The following is a 20,251-nucleotide window of genomic DNA, read 5'->3' as shown; positions in this document are numbered from 1 at the left end:
GCTTTTGCTATAGACTTTATTTTTATGTTTTTAGTAAACTCTTAATATTTCTCCTGCTATCCCCTTAAAGTCTGAAGATACCGCTTCTCCTTCATAGCTTAAATTAGCTCCACCTTGATAATACGCTACAGAATAACTTTTCCCTGTATCGCAAGCTGCACAAGAATCAAAAGGATATGTAATAAGGACTCTTGCAGATTCGTTTTGAACTTTAGGGTCTTCGGTATTTACTATAGTGCAAGCTGAAGTATAAGAACCACAGCCACTAACATATATACCACTATGTGATATAGCACCTGTTTTTGATTTTAATTCTTTTGCATTTGAAACTACAGGTACACTTATAACTAATGCTAATAAACTTATGCTAATAATCTTACTAAATTTCATAAGGTCATCTCCTTTAAATTTATTAATAATTTATTTTCATAACCTTATTATTAGTTTAATTTAAGCTTTTATACATTATAAGTAAGTAAATAATCAAATTTCAAATGACATTATAAATAAAGTATATTTAACTTTTCCTATGCTGTTTGTTTTTACTCCATTATAAAAATCATAACTTTCTATGTTTTTAAATCCTAAGTCTTTAATTATTTCTTTTAAAAACTTAACATTAAATCCATTATGCCCTTTAAACTCTTTCTCATCTGCATGAAATTCCCCATTATCATTTATAAAATCAACTATACAGACCTTACCATTTATATTTAAAAGACTTTTTATTTTTGAAAGCATTAATTTAATATCATCTATATGATGTAAAACTAATGATGAAAATATAAAATCATATTTTTTAGAATCTTTTAAATCTTCTATACTACAATTTATAGGATTTATATTTTTTATTCCTTTTAAATTTATCTTTTCAGTTAAAACCTCTATCATTTCTTTTGAATTATCAATCAAATCTAATTCTTTAAAACTATCACTTAAGTTTAATGAAACAAGTCCAGTCCCACATCCTATTTCTAATGCAACTTTATCCTTTTTAGAATTTAAAAATTTAGATATCTCAGAGGCTACTATTTCTCCTCTTTTTTCTCTATAATCTGTATCCCAAACTTTAGCTACCTTATCAAAATCCATAAATTTCTCCCCCCTTATATTTAAAAAGGATGTTTTACTCTTATAGTAAAACATCCTTTTTTGTTTTTATTACTTAAACATATCTTTTAGATTTCCAAATACTTCTCCTAAAGTAACGTCATCATCATTATTTAAGAATTCTTGGTATTCTTTACTCTTTTCTGTAGCTTCTTTTATGCTAAGTGATAATTTTCTATCTTCTTTGTTTATATCTAAAACTTTAACTTTAACTTTTTGTCCTACATTTAAAACCTCTTCTGGTTTAGCTATGTTTTCATCAGTTATTTCTGATAAGTGAACTAGCCCTTGAACTCCAGGGAAAACTTCAACAAAAGCTCCAAACCCTTTAAGTTTTACTACTTTACCATCTAAAACATCACCTGATTTAATTGAATCACCGTGTAATGTCCAAGGCTCATTTGATTTTTCTTTTAAAACTAATGAAATTCTATTTGCATCTCTATCAACAGAAGCTACTAAGACTTCAACTTCGTCTCCAGTTTTAACGATATCTTCAACTCTCTTAACTCTTTCCCAAGCTAAATCGTTTATGTGAACTAATCCTTGAACTCCACCGATATCTACGAAAGCTCCGAATTTAGTAGTATTTTTAACTACACCTTTTCTTTTTTCACCTTCTACTAATGAGTTCCAGATCTCTCCTTGCTCTTTTTGGTAGATCTCTTCTTCTATAGCTTTTCTTGAACCTACGATTTTATTATTTTTAAAATCTAATTCAGTTATTCTAACTTCTAAGTCTTTTCCTACATAATCTTTAAACTTAACTTTTTCTCTACTTAGTAAAGAACCTGGAATAAATACTCTTACCTTTCCAAAGTAAGCCGCAACTCCACCTTTGATTTCATCTTTAACTTCTACAGTTAAGTTAGTTCCATTTTTGAAAGCTTCAGATACTATTTCTTTATCTTTTTTTAATTCTTCATTAAATTTAGCTCTCTCTTCTTTTTCTACAACTCTTCTTCTTGAAAGTAATACATATCCTTCTCCGTCGTTAGGTGATAAAACTAATACATTAATTTTATCTCCTTCTTTAACAACTTCTAGAGGGTTTATTTCTTCTTTTGTTAATTCTCCTCTAGTTACAACTCCATCGAAAGCATAATTTATATTAACTTTAACTTCTTTTTCATTGACATCTATTACAGTACCTTCTATAACATCGCCCCTGCTTATTGTTTTCACATCATAAGCATCTAATAATTGACTCATTGAGTTTTCATTTGTCATTTAATATCACTCCTTAAATCGTTTTAATCACAATATTAATTTTAATCTAATATGTTTATTTATACAAGGCATTATATAGATTATTACAATAATCCTTTTATTTGTATAAACCTTTACGGCCTTTATTCATATATTATAAATATAAAATCAAGACATGGAGGTTATAACATTTGAAGATATTAGACTCTTTACTTAAAAGCGGATCTAAAAAATATTTTTTAGAACTATCTAATTTAAGTGATGAATTAGATGAAATCTCATTAAAAGCTTCTTTTATATTCTCAAAAATAGATAAACTTGATACAAATATAGTAGAGACTATTGAAAAATATAAAAATTCAAGAATTAAAATCGATCTAGCCTTTAATAAGAATAATACTCTTTTAGCTAAAAAAGCTTTCAAAAACTGGTTAATTATAGATACACAAATAGATTTTTATAAAAATCTAAGTTTAGTTTCAAAGACTCATAAAAAATTTATAACTGAAAAGCTTCACCTACTTCAAGAACTATTAGATAAATCTTATAATTCATACCATAAAAACGAAATTAGTGAAGTTAAAACAAACATTAAAGAATTTAATAACATCCAAGGTGAGCTATTTAAATATATAAAAAATGTTGAAGATTCATTAAAAGCCTCTCCTCCAGACTCATTAGATTCTTCTATTGATTTAGAAATTGCATTTTATGATTATGTAAAAGACTTAGAAAAGGAATAAACTTTATTTAAAATGCAAAAGCTTTATCTGTAGACTTGTATTACAGAGGTGATTTTATGGCTAAAAAAGATCAAAGAAGTTCTTGGGAAAGTAAGCGCTTTGTGCCTCCTAAGAAAAATAAAGAAATTCCAGTTCCTGAAATTCAAGGAAAAGATAAAAACTAAATATTTTTCTAAAGTTATTTTAAAGAAAAAAAGATGCTACAACTAATGCAGCATCTTTTTTTCTACTCCTCTGTTATATCTAAAACATCAAATCCAATATCTTCAATTGCATCTTTTAATTCTTCTTTTGATGCATCTCCTGTAACTTCAGCTTTACCTATTTCTACGTTATAACTTTTAACATCTTTTAATTTTTCTAAAGCATTTTCTACACCTTTTACGCAGTGCATACAACTCATTCCTTCAATATTTATCATCATTTTTGACATAAAATATCACTCCTTTGTTTAAAGTATTTTATTTAAAATTTTGGTTTAAATCTTTTTAATCTAAGTGCATTTAATAAGACTGAAACTGAACTTAAACTCATAGCAAAAGCTCCAATCATAGGATTTAATAACGGACCTTTAAATATATATAATATTCCCATAGCAACTGGAATTCCTAAAACATTATATCCAAATGCCCAACCTAAATTCTCTTTTATATTTCTAATAGTAGCTCTACTTAATTGAATTGCAGAGACAACATCTAAAATATCACTTCTCATTAAGACTATATCAGCAGATTCTATAGCAACATCAGTTCCTGAACCTATAGCTATTCCTATCTCAGCTGTTGCAAGTGCAGGTGCATCGTTTATTCCATCACCAACCATAGCTACTTTTTTACCTTCATTTTGGATTTCTTTTATAACATTTGCCTTACCTTCTGGTAATACATCTGATACAACCCTATCAATACCTACAGTTTTAGCTATAGCTTTTGCTGTTTTTTCATTATCCCCTGTAAGCATAACTACTTCTATTCCCATATTATGAAGAGCTTTTATAGCCTTTTTACTATTTTTCTTAACTGGATCTGATACAGCTATAATCCCAGCTAATTTATTATCTACAGCTGCATACATAGGAGTTTTTCCAATCACTGCTAAACTATGCGCTGCATCTTCTAAATCTTTTATAGATACCTTGTATCTTTCCATTATCTTTTTATTTCCAACAATAACACTTTTACCTTCAATTATAGTTACTATTCCTTCACCTGGAATCGAATCAAACTTTTCAATCTTTGGTAAAGTTAAATTTCTTATTTCTGTCGCTTCTTTTACTATAGCTTCACCTAAAGGATGTTCAGATCCCCTTTCAGAAGCTCCTACAAGTCTTAATATTTCATCTTCTTTAAATCCATTTGAAATTATATCTGTAACTTTTGGTTTACCTTCTGTTATAGTTCCCGTTTTATCAAAGACTACAGTATTTATTTTATGTGCCTCTTCAAGTGAAGCTCCACTTTTAATTAATACTCCATTTTCTGCACCCTTACCAGTACTTACCATTATAGTTGTAGGGGTTGCAAGACCTAATGCGCAAGGGCATGCTATTACTAAAACTGATATTAGTATATTTAAAGAAAACTCTAAATCTTTATGCCCGATAAAATACCAAGCAAGTGCTGAAAAAACAGCTATAGTTATTACTACTGGTACAAAATATCCTGAGATAACATCTGCAAGTTTTGCTATAGGCGCTTTAGTTCCTTGTGCATCTTCAACTAAATGTATTATTTGAGAAAGAACAGTATCCTTTCCAACTTTAGTTGCTTTGTATTTAAACATTCCATGTTTATTAATACTTGCACCAACTACTGTGTCTCCAACAGTTTTTGATACTGGCATACTTTCACCTGTAAGCATAGATTCATCAACTGTAGTATTACCTTCTACTATAACTCCATCTACAGGTAACTTTTCACCAGGTTTAACTAAAATTATATCTGAAACCCTAACATCATCAACACTAATAACTTTTTCTTTTCCATCTATAATAACTGTCGCTGTCTTTGGTGCAAGGTTCATAAGTTTACCCATAGCATCTGAAGTTTTACCTTTAGTTATAGCTTCAAGGTATTTACCAAGACTTATAAATGCAACTATCATACCTGCTGCTTCAAAATATAAATGGTGAGCAAAGTGAACTTCACCTTCACCAATTTTTATAAGTGCATATATACCATAAATCCAAGCTGCTGTACTTCCAAGTGCAACTAAACTATCCATATTAGGACTTAAATTAAATAAATTCTTAAATCCATGAATAAAGAATTCTCTTCCAACTATTATTACAGCAGTTGCTAATATAAGTTGTATAAATGCATAATTGAAAGGATTCACATCAGGACTTATTATACTTGGAACTTTTATACCTATCATAGGACCCATCGAAATGCAGATTAAAGGAATTGCAAAGATGAATGACCATATCATTCTAGTTTTTGTAGATTTAACTTTTTCTTTAACTGTATTTCTTTCTTTATCCTTATCATTCTCATCTATTACTTCTGCAGTAAATCCTATCCCTTTAACTTTATCTTCTATGTCTTTTATGGAAACCTCTCTTGAATCATATTTTAAAGACATTTCTTCTGTAGCTAAATTTACTACTACATCTTTTACGCCTTGTATCTTACTTACAACCTTTTCTATTCTCGCCTGGCAAGAAGCACAAGTCATTCCTTTAATTTTAAAATTCACTTTAAGGAAACCATCACTTTCTTCTCTTATTTCCTTAAGACCAAACCCTATTTTTTTAACCTTATCTTCTAACTCCTTAGCCTCAACTATGTTTTTATCGTAAGTTACAGTTGCTTTTTCTGTAGCTAAGTTTACTACTGCTTTATCTACACCTGGCATTTTATTTAAAACTTTTTCTACCCTCGCTTGACATGATGCGCAAGTCATTCCAGTAACTTCAAAACTTTCTGTTTTAATATCTCTATTTTCAATAAGGCTTGCACCATATCCAATTTGTTTTACCTTTGCTACTATATCTTTCTCTGAAATTATATTTTGATTAAATTCAACTACCATTTTTTCTGTAGCTAAATTTACTATAGCTTTTTCTACTCCATCCATATTAGAAACAACTTTTTCTATTCTACTTGCACAAGAAGCACAAGACATCTTTTCTATATTAAATTTTCTTTTCATCATTTACCTCCTCTTTTAGTTCTAATTCCTATTTTTCGATAAGTTTATTTAAGATAGTAATAACTTCTTCTACCTTAGCATCTTTTTCGCCTGAATCTAAAGCCTCTCTAACGCAACTATGCATATGCTGAGTTAGAACATGTTTGTTAGCTTTTTTAAGTAATCCTTGAGCTGCTATTATTTGATTTGATACATCCACGCAGTATCTTCCGTCCTCAAGCATTTTAATAATTCCATCTATTTGTCCTCTGCAAGTTTTCAAAGCTTGCACTGCTTTCTTTTTGTCTTCGTTCATTTTACATCCTCCTTACCCCCTCCCCAGGGGGGTGTGTTATATTTTTATAATACTTTTATTGATATGTATTGTCAACTACTTTTTTATTTATTAATTTAAAATATTTAATATTTACAATCATCACATATATTACAGCTTTTGGTTTTAAATGTTGAATTACAATTTTATTCTAACTAGAATTTTTATCCTTGACTGTTCATAAAAAAAGATGCCTAAATCAAATTTAGACATCTTCTTAAAATTAAACTATTTTTTCATTTTTCATTTCTTTATAACAATAATTTATAATATCACTTCTTTTTATTATACCTATAAATATACCTTCATCATCCACTACAGGTACAAAATTCTGATTAACTGCAAGTGATATTAAGCTTTCTATGTTCGCATTAATAGATACACTTTTATGTGCTCTTCTTGTTTTTATATCTTTTACTTTAACACTTTCTGTGTTTTTAAAATTTAACTCCGGAGTATTTTTAAGTTTCCAAAGTAAGTCCCCTTCTGTCAAAGTACCTACATATCTTCCATGCTTGTCTAATAAAGGAATGGCAGTATAGCCGTGATGCTCCATTCTCTCCATAACTTGTCTCATTGTAGATTCTAAATTCTCACACACTACTTCATTTTTTGGCGTAAGAAAAAATGCAATATTCATATTTATCCCTATCCTTTATATAAATTTTTCTATACTTTTAATTTATAGAAATATTTTTCTAACCTATAACTGTAGTCAGAATATTCCCACTCATTTATACTACTACCTATTTCTCTATATATTATATCGCCAATTAGTGTCTTTTTGATGACAATTTCATTTAAAATTCTAGAATTACATTTAGAACATTTCCCAACTGAAATATATCTCCACCTTAAAGGCATATAATCACTTTCTAAAACTAGATTTCCTTTACACTTAGGACAAATTGACTTAACTTTATTTGTATCTAAATTAACTTTTCTAAGGTCTTTAATCATTATAGCTGGCATATTATATATATCATTTACTATATAATTTTTTAAAACCCTAAAATTATATATACTTTTAAAAACAGAAACTGTATAAAGAGCATCATTTAAAGCATCGTGAAGCTTATTCGGATCAACTTTTATCTTAAGCATAGTTAATGCTGATTTTAAACTTAAAGATTTTTTAGACCCTAAAACATTTGTTGCATATTCTTGAAGGTCTATATATCTATCTATCCACTTTAAGTCATTATGCTTATGATAGTGAGAGTTTGTTATTATCTCAATAATATCATCTTTAGCCCAAGAACAGATTATATATCCTTTTGAAAACTCTTTTAATTTTTCCATTCCTTTTACAAAGCTAACTCCATTTTCTAAATCCTTCTCCCTTATATTTGTCATATCTCGTATCTCTGGATTTAAAACTGGAAAGATTGATGGTTTTATATAAAGCTTAAATTTATCTTCTATCTTCATATAGTTATCAACCTTTATAGCTCCAATTTCAATTATTTCATTGTCAACTTCAGGATTTTTTAATTCTTTATATTTATCATAAAAATTATTGTAATGCTTACTTATATTTTGAAGATTATTAAACTCCAAATCTATTATCACATATCCCATTTTCCCCACTCATTCCCCTTTAGTTTAAAATTTAATTCCAGCTAGTTTCATAAGGTGAATAGCATTTTGAGTAGTGCTTCTTCCTTTTCTAAGCTTATAATCAAATTTTATTTTATTATCTTCATAATATTCCCTAAAGTTATAATTCTCAATTTTTTTATCTTCTTTTTCTAAATCACAAAGCTCAAAATCATGAGTTGATACTATCCCTCTAGCATCACCTTTCATAAGTTGAGCTATGAGTTCTTTAGCTCCTGTATGTCTATCTTCTGAATTTGTTCCTTTAAATATTTCATCTAATAAGAAGAAAACATCTTCTCCTTTTTCTGTCTTTTCTATTAAAAGTTTTATTCTAAGAATTTCTGCGTAGAAAGAAGAAATGCTTTCTTCTAAGTTATCTTTAGTTCTCATACAAGTACTAACATTAAATCTTCCGCATTTAAATTCCCTTGCAAAAACAGGCGCTCCAATATAAGATAACACTAAATTCAAGCCTATAGTTCTTAAAAAAGTACTTTTACCAGACATATTAGAACCAGTAATTAATGTTACCATTTTACCATTATCTAATGAGTAATCATTCCTAACTGCTCTATTTCCTATTAGAGGATGCCCTACTTCTTTAGCTACAACTACCTTTTCTTTTACTATCTCTGGGAAAACCCAAGTTTCGTTATCAAAATGTAGATTAGATATACTTGAAAGTGCATCTATTTCACTAACTACTGATAGCCAATCTTCTAGATGTTTACCATTTTTCTCTTTCCAAGCTTCTAAGTTTTCTATAATAAAAACATCTAAGAAAAATAATATATTTAAAACCAAATAAAATGCATTACTAGTACTGTCTCCAACCCACTCTGAAAGACTAGCTAATGATTTCATTTCTGCCTTTGCAGATATATTAGAATTCGTTTTTAGTTTATCTTTTATCTTATTTATATAAGAAGACTTAAACTCTTCCTCTTCGATTAAGCTAACAGCATCTGCATATATTTTTATAGTGTTTTTTAAATCTTTAAAGATAACAAGTTCCTCTTTTTTCTTTTTAGTTAAAGCTGTAACTACTCCGTAATCAATTATTAAAACCAAAATCAAATAAGTTAAAGGGATTATAGAAGTAATAGATGCTATAATACTTAAAGCATTAAATGCAATCATCAAATATGCTATAAGTTTGCTTAACTTATTCCTTTTAACTTCACTTTTTGAAAAATCCTTTAAAGCCTCAATTTCATTTATTTCCTTTTTAGTATTTTTAAAATTATAAATACCGTTTACTCTAAGATTTTGTCTCCAAGAAGCTTTTTCACTAAGTTCTTTTATCCCTTTGCTCTTTTCTTTTAAGCTTTCTATATCTTTAAAACTATCTAAAGTTAATTCTTTTGAAAGTCTATCCCTACCACCTTTTGTAGTAGTATCATTTATTAATGCAAATAGTGAGTTTTTTCCAAATATATCTAAATCAGATGAAAAAGCATGAGTATCGTCAATAAAATCGCTTCCATTATCTACGACGTTTTTAAACTCGCCATTAACTCGATCTATTCCTCTTTTATTTATATCTATAAATATATTATGCTTTCTTTTTTTATTCATAAGTTTTGTATGATATAAAACTACTGAAGCTAAAATACATATTATTATAACTTCACTTATAACCAAAAGCGTCACATTGTTAGATTTGAAAAATTTATAGCCAAAGTATACCATTCCTATAACTATTAAAAGTCTAATCCAACCTATTAAACTAATTTTTTTATCTAATTCTTTTATATCTTTTTTTGCTTTTTCTATGTTTTCTGTGTAAAATTCTAAAGCCTTAATAAAAAGCACCTCCTAACCATATTATGTAATTATTATATCATAAAACCCTTATTTTCTTTATAAATTTAATCTAATATAACTCAAAATTAATCCTTTTTATATTTTCTTAAGTTTTTAATTTGAGTATCTTTATTAAATAAATAAATTAAAAGAAAAACTCAGAAACGGATTAAAGTATCCTTTTTCTGAGTCCTCATATCTTACTTATTTTCTTCTAATAAACTATTATAAATAGTTTCTAGATTATACTTCATAGCTTCAAGATATGTTTTAGAATCTTGCTCACTTTCTAGAGTATAAATTTTTTGAACCTTTGCCCCTACTTCTTTTGCTAAAGTCTCAGAAGTTTTTTGTTCTGCTGTAGATTCTGAAAAGATAACTTTAATATTATTCTTTTTACAGTAGTTTACAAGTTCTTGTAACTTTTGAGGTGTAGGTTCTCCTTCTTGGAAGATACCACTTACAGATTTTTGAGTTAATCCAAATTCTCTACAAAGGTATCCAAAAGCTTCGTGGTTAGTTATAAAATCTTTATTTTTAAGTTTCTCAAACTTAGGTTTATATTCATTATAAAGATTATCAAACTCTTTAACTAATTCTTTATAATTAGTTTCGTAGTAATCTTTATTTGAAGGGTCCTTTTCTACTAAAGCATTTAAAATATTCTTAGCTTCTACTTCCGCTTCTTTTAAGCTTAACCAAACGTGAGGGTCTACAGTATCGCCTTCTTTTCTAGTATTAACTCCTTCACTTGCTGTAACAACCTTAACATCAGTAGATTTTAAAGAGTTTATAACATCGTCAGCCCAGTGTTCCATATCTAATCCGTTATATACAAATATATTACTTTCCATAAGCTCTTTAGTATCTTGTGGTTTAAGGTCAAAATCATGAGGCTCTAACCCAGGCCCAACTAAAGTTTTAACTTCTACTTTATCTTTACCTATCATCTTTGTAAATTGTTCTAATGGATAAATAGATGCAACAACTTTTATTTTTTTGTCAGTCTTGTTAGAATTTGCATCTTTGCCATCTGAAGAACAGCCTACAGCGGATAAGGCTAATATTCCTACAAATAAAACGCTTAAAAATTTTTTCACTCTTACACTTCCTTTTTGCATATGATTTGCATTTGCTATAGTGTAATATTATTATAATTTAGAAACTTTGTCAATTTTATATACTAATATAATTAAACTCTAAATCTAGTTCTTTCGCTATTTTAATGTCTATCTTTTGACAAGTAAATAATATTATTTGCTGGAATCCTTTTTGCATTATGTGATTAATTGCATTTTTCCTTCTAATATCATCATATTGTATAAAGGTATCATCTAAAATAACAGGAACTTTAACATTTTTAAAGATAAGTTCAATAAATGCAATTCTAAGAGCTAAATAAAGCTGATCATTTGCACCACAGCTTAAAAAATCAGAATTAAACATATCACTTGAATCTCTAACTATCATTCCGTAATCATCATTTAATTTAACTTCTTTATACTTATCAGAAGTTAGCTTTTTAAAATTTTCACAAATCTTTTTGTTAAGAGTTGGTCCGAAGTTATTTTTAATTTCTCTACCTGATACTAAAAGAGTTTCTATAGCTAAATCTATAGCTTTAAGCCTTATTTCTAAAGAAGATATCTCTTCTGTTATATTATTTAAATCTTCTTCTATTCTACTTATATCTCTTCTACCTAAAAAACTACTTTTTATTTCATTTTCTAAATCTTTTATTCTTTTTTCTGTTTCAATAAGTTCGTTAGATTTAAATCTTATTTCAAGTTCTATATCTTCTTCATTTTTATAAGAATACTCTCCGTCTATATTAAGGATATCTTTTAGTTCTTCTTTAATAGAATCTATATCCCTATCTTTTAATAAAACCTTATAAGTTTCTTCTACACCTTTTAAAGCATTTTCCAAATCACTTTTTTTATTTAGTTTTTCCCTAATATCTTTTAAATATACGTCTAGATTAACTAAATTTATTCCTTCAATATTCATATATATAAGTTTTTCTTTTATATTCTTTTCTTTGCTTTGAAGTTCGTAATTTATTCTATCTAGCTCTTCGCTCTTAGTTTTAATTTGTATTTCTAAATTAATAGTATTATCTTTTATCTTTTTATAAGCATCTAATTTTTCATAAACTTCCTCAATATTGTTTGCACCTGATACTTTTATTATAGAAGTTATAACTTTTGAATTTTGAAGATACTTTTCTCTAAGGTCTACCACATCATATTCATTTAAATTTCTTCTTCTTTCTTCTAATACTATAAAAGTTTTTTCTTCTAAGGCTAAATAATTATTTAAAGAGTTTATAGCCCTTAGAAGATTCTCATAACTATTACAGTTTATAATATTCATATATCCATTTAATTTATCTTCTATATTTTTTATATCTTTATTTAAATATTCAACTTCATCTAATAATTTACCCTTACCTTTTATAGTATTTAATTCTTTATTAGATTTAATAAATAACGCTCCCCCTAAAGCTAAACCTATAAGAGAAATAATATAAAATAAAGCTCCTACCCCTAAAACAGAAAGATTTAAAATAGCTATTAAAACTGAAATTATTATTATTCCCCCGGAAATATTCTTCTCTTTTCGAACCTTTTCCTTATTATTTTTGATTTTTGCACTATCTGGCGCTTTAGTAATAGCACTCTTAAGCATATTTAGTCTTTCTTCATAAAGATTAAATAAATCTTTTATTTCATCTTTACTATCTTTTAATTTAATGATATCCCCTAAGAATTTCTTTTTTTGACTAAGCCTAATTTCTTCATCTTCTACAGATTTTCTTAAAGCATCACCTTTTAGAATTTTATCTTTTAAAGTTTCCTGTTCTAAATTAAGCTTAATTAATTTTTCTTTTATTCCGTCATCCATAGAGTCAAAAACTTCAAAACTTTTATCATCTGAAATGTTTTTTTCATATTCTTCTTTAAGAGATTCAAGTTCTAAATCTTTTTCACACTTAGTGTCTAAAAGAGCTAAATACCTATTATTATCACTAGCTAATTCATCAATAAATGAAATAGTAATAGATCCATTTTCTTTAACTAAATCTCTGTTAAGTTCTTCTTCTTCCCTTTTTAAAACTTCGCTTTTTTTAAGGTATGTGCTAATTTCTTTATATTCTTTTTGAAGCTGCATCTTTTTATTGTGCTTTTTATAAAGATCTAATTTTTTTATATCTTCTTTTAATACTTCTTTCTTTTCTTTTTCTTTTAGAAGCATCTCTTCATTTTCTAAATTTTCTTCTGCTATATTGTAGCTTTCATATCTCTCTTCTATAACATAGTTATATCTATTTTTAAGTATATCAAGCCTACCTGATTTTCTTGTAGTTGTTATACTTTTTCTATTTTCTTTAAGTTTATCTATAGCTTTATCTACAGATACTTCTCCTTCGCCGCATCCGAAAAGATCTATAATTTTTTCTATTATTTGCTCATCTTTATCTTTTGAAACTTGTACACCAAGCTGAGGTATAAAAAGCGTTTTCGAAAATGTATTTCCATTTATCTCTAAAAAATATTCTCCAGGTGCATCTTTATTTATCTCTTTTATTTCCTCACCGGTTAAACTATCTAAAATTACTGATTCATCATCTTTTTTAGTGTTTCCAAAACTTCTTTTTATGATATATTCCCTTCCTTCAAAAGAAACTATAAGTTCCCCCCTCATTTTTTCTCCAGTAAAAGGCATATATTTTTTTCTTAGATTATTTTTATTTCCACGTACATTTGAAAAGCCGAAAAGCCAAGCTTTTATAAAGTTTTCTATAGTACTTTTCCCCTTTTCATTTTCACCATAAATTATATTAAATCCATCTTTCAGATCTATTTCTTTATCTTTTATCTTTCCGAAATTTTTTATTATGGCTTTTTTAATAATCATCTAAATTCACCTCTTCTTCTGTAAGACTAGATAGTCCAAGTTTTAAAGCTAAATTTATAACTTCTAATTCATTTTCATCTGCTTCTTCCATTGATTCTTTAAGTTTCTTTACAAATATACCTTTTATAGAATTCTCACTTCCTAAAGTATCTAAGTTTAATGAAACCTTTGTTTTATCTTTTATTTTAAGAAAATAAAAGTTATCTTTTAATCTTTCTTTTAATATGTTTTCATCTATATTAAAATCAGAATCTATTTCTCCAACTAAATTTATCTTAAATATATCTAATTTTGTGTTAAAGCCATCAAGTTCTTCTTTAATCTTATTTTTAAGTTGAATGTAATTCTTAACACCTGTTATATCTATATCAACTGATTTATATTCTCTTATACATGTTTTAATAAACTCATGTTCTACGAAATTCTTTCTTATATTTAATAAAAGCACTCCTTTTTCATCAAGTTCATCAAAACCTCTCCCCTGAGGGCACCCGCTATAAGCAAAGCTAGTCTTCCCTTCTTTTAAAACCCCAACATATTTATGCCTGTGACCTAATGCTAAATAATCCAAGTTACTTTCTTCTATATCATTCAAAGAAATAGGATTATATTCATTTGTAGTATTTCCTTTAGTAATTTCGCTATGAATAACACCTATATTAATGTAATTTTCATCCACATTTAAATCTTTTAGCATAGATTCATGCACATAATTTTCATTAAAAGCCGCACCAAATACACATACTTTCAAATCTTCTAATACTACTTTTTCAATCTTTCCTTTAAATATGTAAGTATTTTTTGGCCAATCTACTAATTTATAAAAAGATTTAAAATTATATGGATCGTGATTACCAGGGCTTATAAAAACTCTTGCTCGCTTTAATCTTTCTACTTCTTCTTTTATAAATGTTAATGTATCTTTTTTTACAGTATAATTATCAAATATATCCCCACTTAAAAGTAGTATATCCACATCTCTTTCATTTGCTATGTTAATAATTCTTGTAAATACTTCTTTTAACTCTCTTTTATTATTTTCTGCACTCTTTAAATCAAAATCTTTAAAAGGAGTATCAAAATGTATATCTGCTGAATGTAATATTTTAATTTTTTGCATATCAAACTCCTCCTCTAACGAACTCCTGTTCTCAGTTTACCATATTTTTTTATGTAAATCTTCTATTACTTAGTAATTAGATATATTTCATTTCAAATGAGTTTATTTATCTGTATTAAGTTATTTATAAACAACTAATATATGTGTTCCATATAATTGTGTATACAATCTTATAAACTCAAATTATATATATAATTCAATAAAAATATCACTTTTCCTTATCTATAAAACTTTATGTTTTACGAAAATGTGTAGACAATCATTATTTTTATTTTATTTGAATAAGTAAATTTATAATGTCAATAATCTTAAAATGGAGGTGAAAGTATGAAAGAAATTAATTACTGTCCACACTGTAAATCCGATAATTTTAGAAAACATGGCTTTTACAGAAATAAAAGAAGATTTTTATGTAAAAATTGTCTAAAAACATTTTCTAAAAGAAATGAATCAGTTAGTTATTACTCTAAAAAGTCAGATGAAATTTGGTCATCTTACATAGATTTATTCGATGAAGGTTATTCTATTAGATTATGTTCTAAACTCCTTAAAATCAATATAAAAACTGCATTTTATTGGAGACATAAGATACTAAAAAAAATAATTAAAGAAAATAAAACAGATAATATAGGTGTGAATATTGGAATAAAAACTTATTGGATAAAGGAAAATAAAAAAGGAACTAAAATTTATAGTCCTAAAAGAAAAAAGCATTTAATATGTTGCACAAAATCTTTTACACATAATATTTCCGGAAAAATTTTGTTAGACAATAAATTCAATCTTCATTTAGCTAGGAATAATTTTAAAGAAAGATTTCCCTTTCACGTATCAAATAGTTTAATTGGAACTGATGTATATTCTAGAACTATTGCTACTAATATTAATAAGAATTTAAAGCTTGAACTTACTTCAGATTTAAAGATGAAAGTTTATACTGAGTTAAATAACGTTTATTTATCACATAAAGGTTGGCTAAAAAAATTCAAAGGGATTGCTACAAAGTATTACGATCTATATTTCAGTTGGTTTAGTTGTGTGTTTGAAAATATTTATTGTGAAAACTTCTCATTCAATAATATTTTAAAAACCCTAATCATCTAAATACTATGTAGTTTTTAATTTTAAGTACAAGCCTCTATAAGTATATACTTATAATGTTTTCAATGCTTTGTATATTTAAATTCATGAATTAATCAACTTGTACACACAATATCATACAACACATAGTTCACAAAAATAAAATAAAAATATTTTATATACTAAGCTCTAGATAATAAAATTTTACTGCCTTTCCCTAATTTATAGCAAAAGAAAAGTGCTAAGATGAAATATACATTTCTTCTTAGCACCTCCCTTGAATGTGTAGGTAGTAAAAATATTGGGTTAATTGCTTAGATAAAAGCTAATTTCCCTTTATTTCTCCCCTAAAACTCTTTCGAGTCAGCTTACAAACATATCTAACGTTATATGCTTACAAACTACTTTAGAGAATCCTCATATTTTTCTACCATTCTTTTAACCATTTCGCCACCTACAGATCCACATTGTTTAGAACTTAAATCTCCGTTGTACTCTTTGAATGGTACTCCTAGTTCAGATGCTACTTCGTTTTTGAAGTTTGCTAAAACTTTGTTCTTTGACATAATGTCCATCTCCTTTGCGATTGGTTTTGTTAAAGTAAATCTTTTGATTTACTTTACACTCTTATTATCTCTCCTTAGATAAAATCAATACATAGTAATTTATGGAATATAAAGAATCTATTTCTATTAAACAAAAGCTTTAAAATGATATCCTTTGACTTCTAATTTTTTTACTTCATCTGATAATTGCTTTACAAAATCTGTTTTAATATTATCTCTATTAATAACAAATGCAACATCTTCTTTATCAACACTTTCAATATCATCATTATTTCTAATTATTTTAACGTTATTTTGATTTAAGATATCTTCAATTTCTATATAATGTGGTAAAACAGTATGTCCACCTTTTTCAACTAACTCGAAAAAAGATGTTCCTTCATTAAAGACACCATCATTATTTAGAAAAGTTATTTTTATTTTTAAATTTTTTGCAGTTTCAAGTATTCTGTGAAGGTTGCATGTTATAGTATCTTTATCTACATCTATTACAACATAACCTTTTTCAGTGTTTTCTTTTACCATAGATGTTAAAGGCTGATAATTCATTTCTACTATCGTCTTTACTACATCATTAACATCATCCGTTTTACTTTGTGAACTTTCATTAGAAACGTTCCCCTCTGCTTCTGTTTTCGTTGATCCGAAATATAATGTCGTAAATCCTATAGAAACAGCTATAACCAAAATTGTGATTAACACAATTTTTTTTATATTTTTCCTATACATATTATTCCTCCTACCGCTCTCTATATTTCAGATTATAACATATTTTTTAATATAATTTTAACTTTTTATATTATTTTTTTACTTTTTAGGCTTTTTAAAGCTATTTATATATAATTCGTACTTATTTTATACATATATTTTTAATTTTTTAATCAATGTGAATAAAAAAAATTTGAACATTCTATTAACACATTCAAATTTCTACTTTTTTCGTCATTTAACGATAAAAAAAGCACTTAACAAATGTTAAGTGCTTTTGGCAGGGGCAGTAGGACTTGAACCCACAACCAATGGTTTTGGAGACCACTACTCTACCAATTGAGCCATACCCCTAAGACTCTGTTAGTTTAACATAATATTTTTAGCCTGTCAATAATAACTTTTTGTTGTTTAATTTCTCTTTTTAGATTATAATTAAAAATATATTTTGATAATCAAAATATTTAAAATTCAAAATAGATGAGGTGTTTTAAAATGGAATTCAAACCTTTAAAAATTGGAAACCTAATCGCAAAACTTCCTATAATACAAGGAGGTATGGGCGTTGGAGTTTCTTTATCATCACTTGCCTCTGCTGTTACTAACGCAGGCGGGATAGGAATAATTTCTTCAGCACAAATTGGTTATAAAGAAAATGACTTTGAAATAAATCCTTTAGAAGCTAACTTAAGAGCTTTAAAAGAACATATAAAAATAGCAAAAGAAAAATGTAACAACGGCATAATCGGTGCAAATATAATGGTTGCTACTAAAAACTACGCAGAATACGTAAAAACAGCAATCGATGCAAAAGTTGATTTAATAATATCTGGTGCAGGTATGCCAACTCAATTACCTAAGCTTTGTAAAGGAAGCGACGTAAAAATCGCTCCTATAGTATCTTCATTAAAAGCTTGCAAGGTTATATTAAAACTTTGGGATAAACACGATGATGTTGCACCTGATTTAGTAGTAGTAGAAGGGCCTAAAGCCGGCGGACACTTAGGTTTTAAAAAGGATGACTTAATTAATCATATTGAAAACTTTGATCAAACTGTAGTTGATATAGTTAATCACGTAAAAGAATATGAAGCAAAATACAACAAAGAGATACCTGTTGTTGTAGCTGGTGGAGTTTACAGCGGATACGATATATCTAAATATCTATCTTTAGGGGCTAGCGGAGTTCAAATGGCTACAAGATTTGTAGCTACCCACGAATGTGATGCTTCTATAGAATTTAAAAATGCTTACGTAGAGTCTAAAAAGAATGATATTGGCTTAGTGAAAAGTCCTGTCGGAATGCCAGGCCGTGCAATTTTAAATAAATTCGTAGATAAAACTAACCTTGGAAATATCAAAGTTCAAAAGTGTTATAACTGCTTAACACCTTGTAACCCAGCTGATACTCCTTATTGCATAACTCAAGCTTTAATTAATTCAGTTAAAGGTGATTTAGATAATGGACTTATCTTCTGTGGTGAAAATGCATACAAAATAAAAGAAATAGTTTCTGTTAAAGATTTAATGCTTGAACTTGAATCAGAATTAAAAGAAGCTTAGAAAAAATCAGTAGGAAGCCTCCTACTGATTTTTTTATTTACTATAATATAAAAATGGTATTTCCATTTCACTTTTACTTAAACCGCCATGAACTCCTTTTTGATTAAAGCTTTCATACATCCAAACCGTGTTATTATCTAAAGGAATTATAATTAAATTTCCTACTCTATCATAAAACCTATCGCTTATATACGGAAATACACCTAGTCCTGATAATTCATCTATAGTAAGAACTAATGCTCTATCTTTTAGCTTTTTACTAAGTATATCTTTAAGTTCTTCTAATTTATCCTCTTTTACATGTAAAAATAAATCTCTTACGTACCCACAAGGCGAATAGATATCTCCTTTTTTATTTTTCTTTAAAAATCTTTCTATATTTTTAACTTCTTTATCTAAATAAATCATTTTTGATAAATCAGCTTCTATTTGTCCGTGGTCTGCTGAAATTATTATATCTATTAGATTTAAATCTTTTATATTTATAAAGAATTTATCAAACTCTTTAAATAATTTATTTATTTCCGATTTAAACTCTAAGGATTTAGGTCCGTATTTGTGCCCTATTGAATCTATGTTTGGAATATAAACATAATAATATTCCTTTTCATCATCTTTTCTTAAATCCGTTTCTAACATTTTAAATAATTCATCATAATTTTTATAATCATTTAGCTTAGCGTATCTAAACATATACTTACTATAAGTACTATCATTTATATAGTTTGGTTGATATGCATTTGATTTAACATTTAAACTTTTAAGTTCTTTAAAGAAACTTTCTTTTGGTAAAAAATCTTCTGGTTTTATTCCCTTATTAGCTAAATTTTCATAAATATCGCTTTCAGTTTCTTTAAATAAAAATGCAGTTATATTATTATCACAAAACTTTTCATAATAATACCACTCATAAATACCGTGCTCATGCACCGGCATGTTTGTAAGGGCAGTTGTAATTTCTCCTGTAGTAGATGACGGGAATTGTGCTAAAATTTTAGATACTACTCCTTCTTTTTCTATAGTTTTAAAGCTTTTAAAATCCTCTTTATATAAATCGTAAAATTCATAAGAGAAGGCATCAACTAAAAAGAATAGAACTTTGTTTGGCTTTGATTTGTAATTATTTATTGTATCTAAAGGAAGATTTTTTAAGGTATTTTCACTTTCACCAAATAATCTTTTTATAGAATTAAATATATTAGAAAACAAATACTCCTCTTCACTTTTTAATACTAAAGAATCTTTGTATCTTTCGCTTACTTTAGAAAAAGACCTTTTATTTATCATAAATATCACCCCACTAAAATACTTCTTATTATTATATCTAAGTAAATGATTAAATTCCAACTTTTTGTCA

Annotated in this window: 18 protein-coding genes and 1 tRNA gene; 3 read left to right on the top strand and 16 right to left on the bottom strand. The window is 27.2% G+C overall.

All coding sequences use genetic code 11. The features are described from left to right. Positions 1-30: 30 nt before the first annotated feature. The 3 genes from INR60_RS00910 to rpsA form a co-directional block, all read right to left on the bottom strand. On the bottom strand, positions 31-390 hold the full coding sequence (locus INR60_RS00910) for a hypothetical protein (RefSeq protein WP_194189590.1): 360 nt from the start codon (positions 388-390) through the stop codon (positions 31-33). Positions 391-483: 93 nt separating this feature from the next. Continuing rightward, complete coding sequence (locus INR60_RS00905) at positions 484-1,092, bottom strand: class I SAM-dependent methyltransferase (RefSeq protein ID WP_194189589.1); 609 nt, start codon at positions 1,090-1,092, stop codon at positions 484-486. Between the two features lie 69 nt (positions 1,093-1,161). Beyond that, positions 1,162-2,340 carry a 30S ribosomal protein S1 gene (gene rpsA / locus INR60_RS00900; RefSeq protein ID WP_194189588.1) on the bottom strand — a complete coding sequence of 393 codons (1,179 nt, stop codon included), beginning with the start codon at positions 2,338-2,340 and terminating at the stop codon, positions 1,162-1,164. A gap of 170 nt (positions 2,341-2,510) precedes the next feature. Here rpsA and INR60_RS00895 point away from each other — a divergent pair, with 170 nt between their 5' ends. Then, positions 2,511-3,062 (top strand): hypothetical protein, encoded by a 552-nt coding sequence (locus INR60_RS00895; RefSeq protein WP_194189587.1) that lies wholly within the window; start codon positions 2,511-2,513, stop codon positions 3,060-3,062. A 226-nt stretch (positions 3,063-3,288) separates the two neighbouring features. Here the strand turns inward: INR60_RS00895 and INR60_RS00890 are convergent, their stop codons facing one another. The 9 genes from INR60_RS00890 to INR60_RS00850 all read right to left on the bottom strand — a co-directional run bounded on the left by INR60_RS00890 (position 3,289) and on the right by INR60_RS00850 (position 14,977). Next, positions 3,289-3,495, bottom strand: a complete 207-nt coding sequence (locus tag INR60_RS00890; protein WP_194189586.1) for a heavy-metal-associated domain-containing protein — start codon at positions 3,493-3,495, stop codon at positions 3,289-3,291. Between the two features lie 32 nt (positions 3,496-3,527). Continuing rightward, entirely contained in the window at positions 3,528-6,218 is a 2,691-nt protein-coding gene (locus tag INR60_RS00885; RefSeq protein ID WP_420797475.1) for a heavy metal translocating P-type ATPase, read from the bottom strand. A 25-nt stretch (positions 6,219-6,243) separates the two neighbouring features. Further along, positions 6,244-6,510 (bottom strand): metal-sensing transcriptional repressor, encoded by a 267-nt coding sequence (locus INR60_RS00880; protein WP_194189584.1) that lies wholly within the window; start codon positions 6,508-6,510, stop codon positions 6,244-6,246. A 241-nt stretch (positions 6,511-6,751) separates the two neighbouring features. Continuing rightward, complete coding sequence (locus tag INR60_RS00875) at positions 6,752-7,168, bottom strand: CBS domain-containing protein (RefSeq protein ID WP_194189583.1); 417 nt, start codon at positions 7,166-7,168, stop codon at positions 6,752-6,754. A 29-nt stretch (positions 7,169-7,197) separates the two neighbouring features. Beyond that, entirely contained in the window at positions 7,198-8,109 is a 912-nt protein-coding gene (locus INR60_RS00870) for a 3'-5' exonuclease (protein WP_194189582.1), read from the bottom strand. 24 nt (positions 8,110-8,133) lie between these two features. Further along, a complete protein-coding gene (locus INR60_RS00865; protein ID WP_338014992.1) occupies positions 8,134-9,945 on the bottom strand; it encodes a MutS-related protein in 1,812 nt (603 codons plus the stop codon). A 191-nt stretch (positions 9,946-10,136) separates the two neighbouring features. Next, positions 10,137-11,036, bottom strand: coding sequence for a metal ABC transporter solute-binding protein, Zn/Mn family (locus tag INR60_RS00860; protein ID WP_194189581.1), 900 nt, complete (start codon positions 11,034-11,036; stop codon positions 10,137-10,139). A 76-nt stretch (positions 11,037-11,112) separates the two neighbouring features. Further along, a complete protein-coding gene (locus tag INR60_RS00855) occupies positions 11,113-13,857 on the bottom strand; it encodes an AAA family ATPase (RefSeq protein ID WP_194189580.1) in 2,745 nt (914 codons plus the stop codon). Continuing rightward, positions 13,847-14,977: a metallophosphoesterase family protein gene (locus INR60_RS00850; RefSeq protein WP_194189579.1), complete on the bottom strand. Its 1,131-nt coding sequence runs from the start codon at positions 14,975-14,977 to the stop codon at positions 13,847-13,849. The genes INR60_RS00855 and INR60_RS00850 overlap by 11 nt, the downstream gene beginning before the upstream one ends. A gap of 327 nt (positions 14,978-15,304) precedes the next feature. Here INR60_RS00850 and INR60_RS00845 point away from each other — a divergent pair, with 327 nt between their 5' ends. After that, entirely contained in the window at positions 15,305-16,081 is a 777-nt protein-coding gene (locus tag INR60_RS00845) for a transposase-like zinc-binding domain-containing protein (protein WP_194189578.1), read from the top strand. A 377-nt stretch (positions 16,082-16,458) separates the two neighbouring features. Here the strand turns inward: INR60_RS00845 and INR60_RS00840 are convergent, their stop codons facing one another. From INR60_RS00840 to INR60_RS00830, 3 genes are all read right to left on the bottom strand, one after another. Then, complete coding sequence (locus INR60_RS00840; RefSeq protein WP_194189577.1) at positions 16,459-16,623, bottom strand: alpha/beta-type small acid-soluble spore protein; 165 nt, start codon at positions 16,621-16,623, stop codon at positions 16,459-16,461. A gap of 126 nt (positions 16,624-16,749) precedes the next feature. Continuing rightward, positions 16,750-17,352, bottom strand: coding sequence for a hypothetical protein (locus INR60_RS00835; protein WP_194189576.1), 603 nt, complete (start codon positions 17,350-17,352; stop codon positions 16,750-16,752). A gap of 257 nt (positions 17,353-17,609) precedes the next feature. Further along, a tRNA-Trp gene (locus INR60_RS00830) sits at positions 17,610-17,685 on the bottom strand. Positions 17,686-17,826: 141 nt separating this feature from the next. On the opposite strand from INR60_RS00830, the gene INR60_RS00825 reads away from it, so the two are divergent. Further along, positions 17,827-18,894 (top strand): NAD(P)H-dependent flavin oxidoreductase, encoded by a 1,068-nt coding sequence (locus INR60_RS00825; RefSeq protein WP_194189575.1) that lies wholly within the window; start codon positions 17,827-17,829, stop codon positions 18,892-18,894. 33 nt (positions 18,895-18,927) lie between these two features. Here INR60_RS00825 and INR60_RS00820 read toward each other — a convergent pair whose 3' ends face one another. After that, on the bottom strand, positions 18,928-20,181 hold the full coding sequence (locus INR60_RS00820) for an alkaline phosphatase family protein (RefSeq protein WP_194189574.1): 1,254 nt from the start codon (positions 20,179-20,181) through the stop codon (positions 18,928-18,930). Positions 20,182-20,251 lie beyond the last annotated feature (70 nt).

The organism is Clostridium chrysemydis, from assembly GCF_015234215.1.
Taxonomy (GTDB): Bacteria; Bacillota; Clostridia; order Clostridiales; family Clostridiaceae; genus Clostridium; species Clostridium chrysemydis.
The sequence above is the reverse complement of the archived record's forward strand: the minus strand, read 5'-3'. Positions and strand labels throughout refer to the sequence as shown.

Coding starts and splice junctions, on each gene's coding strand:
- INR60_RS00910 (WP_194189590.1), bottom strand. CDS start 390: ATGAAATTTAGTAAGATTATTAGCATAAGTTTATTAGCATTAGTTATA.
- INR60_RS00905 (WP_194189589.1), bottom strand. CDS start 1,092: ATGGATTTTGATAAGGTAGCTAAAGTTTGGGATACAGATTATAGAGAA.
- rpsA (WP_194189588.1), bottom strand. CDS start 2,340: ATGACAAATGAAAACTCAATGAGTCAATTATTAGATGCTTATGATGTG.
- INR60_RS00890 (WP_194189586.1), bottom strand. CDS start 3,495: ATGTCAAAAATGATGATAAATATTGAAGGAATGAGTTGTATGCACTGC.
- INR60_RS00885 (WP_420797475.1), bottom strand. CDS start 6,218: ATGATGAAAAGAAAATTTAATATAGAAAAGATGTCTTGTGCTTCTTGT.
- INR60_RS00880 (WP_194189584.1), bottom strand. CDS start 6,510: ATGAACGAAGACAAAAAGAAAGCAGTGCAAGCTTTGAAAACTTGCAGA.
- INR60_RS00875 (WP_194189583.1), bottom strand. CDS start 7,168: ATGAATATTGCATTTTTTCTTACGCCAAAAAATGAAGTAGTGTGTGAG.
- INR60_RS00870 (WP_194189582.1), bottom strand. CDS start 8,109: ATGGGATATGTGATAATAGATTTGGAGTTTAATAATCTTCAAAATATA.
- INR60_RS00855 (WP_194189580.1), bottom strand. CDS start 13,857: ATGATTATTAAAAAAGCCATAATAAAAAATTTCGGAAAGATAAAAGAT.
- INR60_RS00850 (WP_194189579.1), bottom strand. CDS start 14,977: ATGCAAAAAATTAAAATATTACATTCAGCAGATATACATTTTGATACT.
- INR60_RS00845 (WP_194189578.1), top strand. CDS start 15,305: ATGAAAGAAATTAATTACTGTCCACACTGTAAATCCGATAATTTTAGA.
- INR60_RS00840 (WP_194189577.1), bottom strand. CDS start 16,623: ATGTCAAAGAACAAAGTTTTAGCAAACTTCAAAAACGAAGTAGCATCT.
- INR60_RS00835 (WP_194189576.1), bottom strand. CDS start 17,352: ATGTATAGGAAAAATATAAAAAAAATTGTGTTAATCACAATTTTGGTT.
- INR60_RS00825 (WP_194189575.1), top strand. CDS start 17,827: ATGGAATTCAAACCTTTAAAAATTGGAAACCTAATCGCAAAACTTCCT.
- INR60_RS00820 (WP_194189574.1), bottom strand. CDS start 20,181: ATGATAAATAAAAGGTCTTTTTCTAAAGTAAGCGAAAGATACAAAGAT.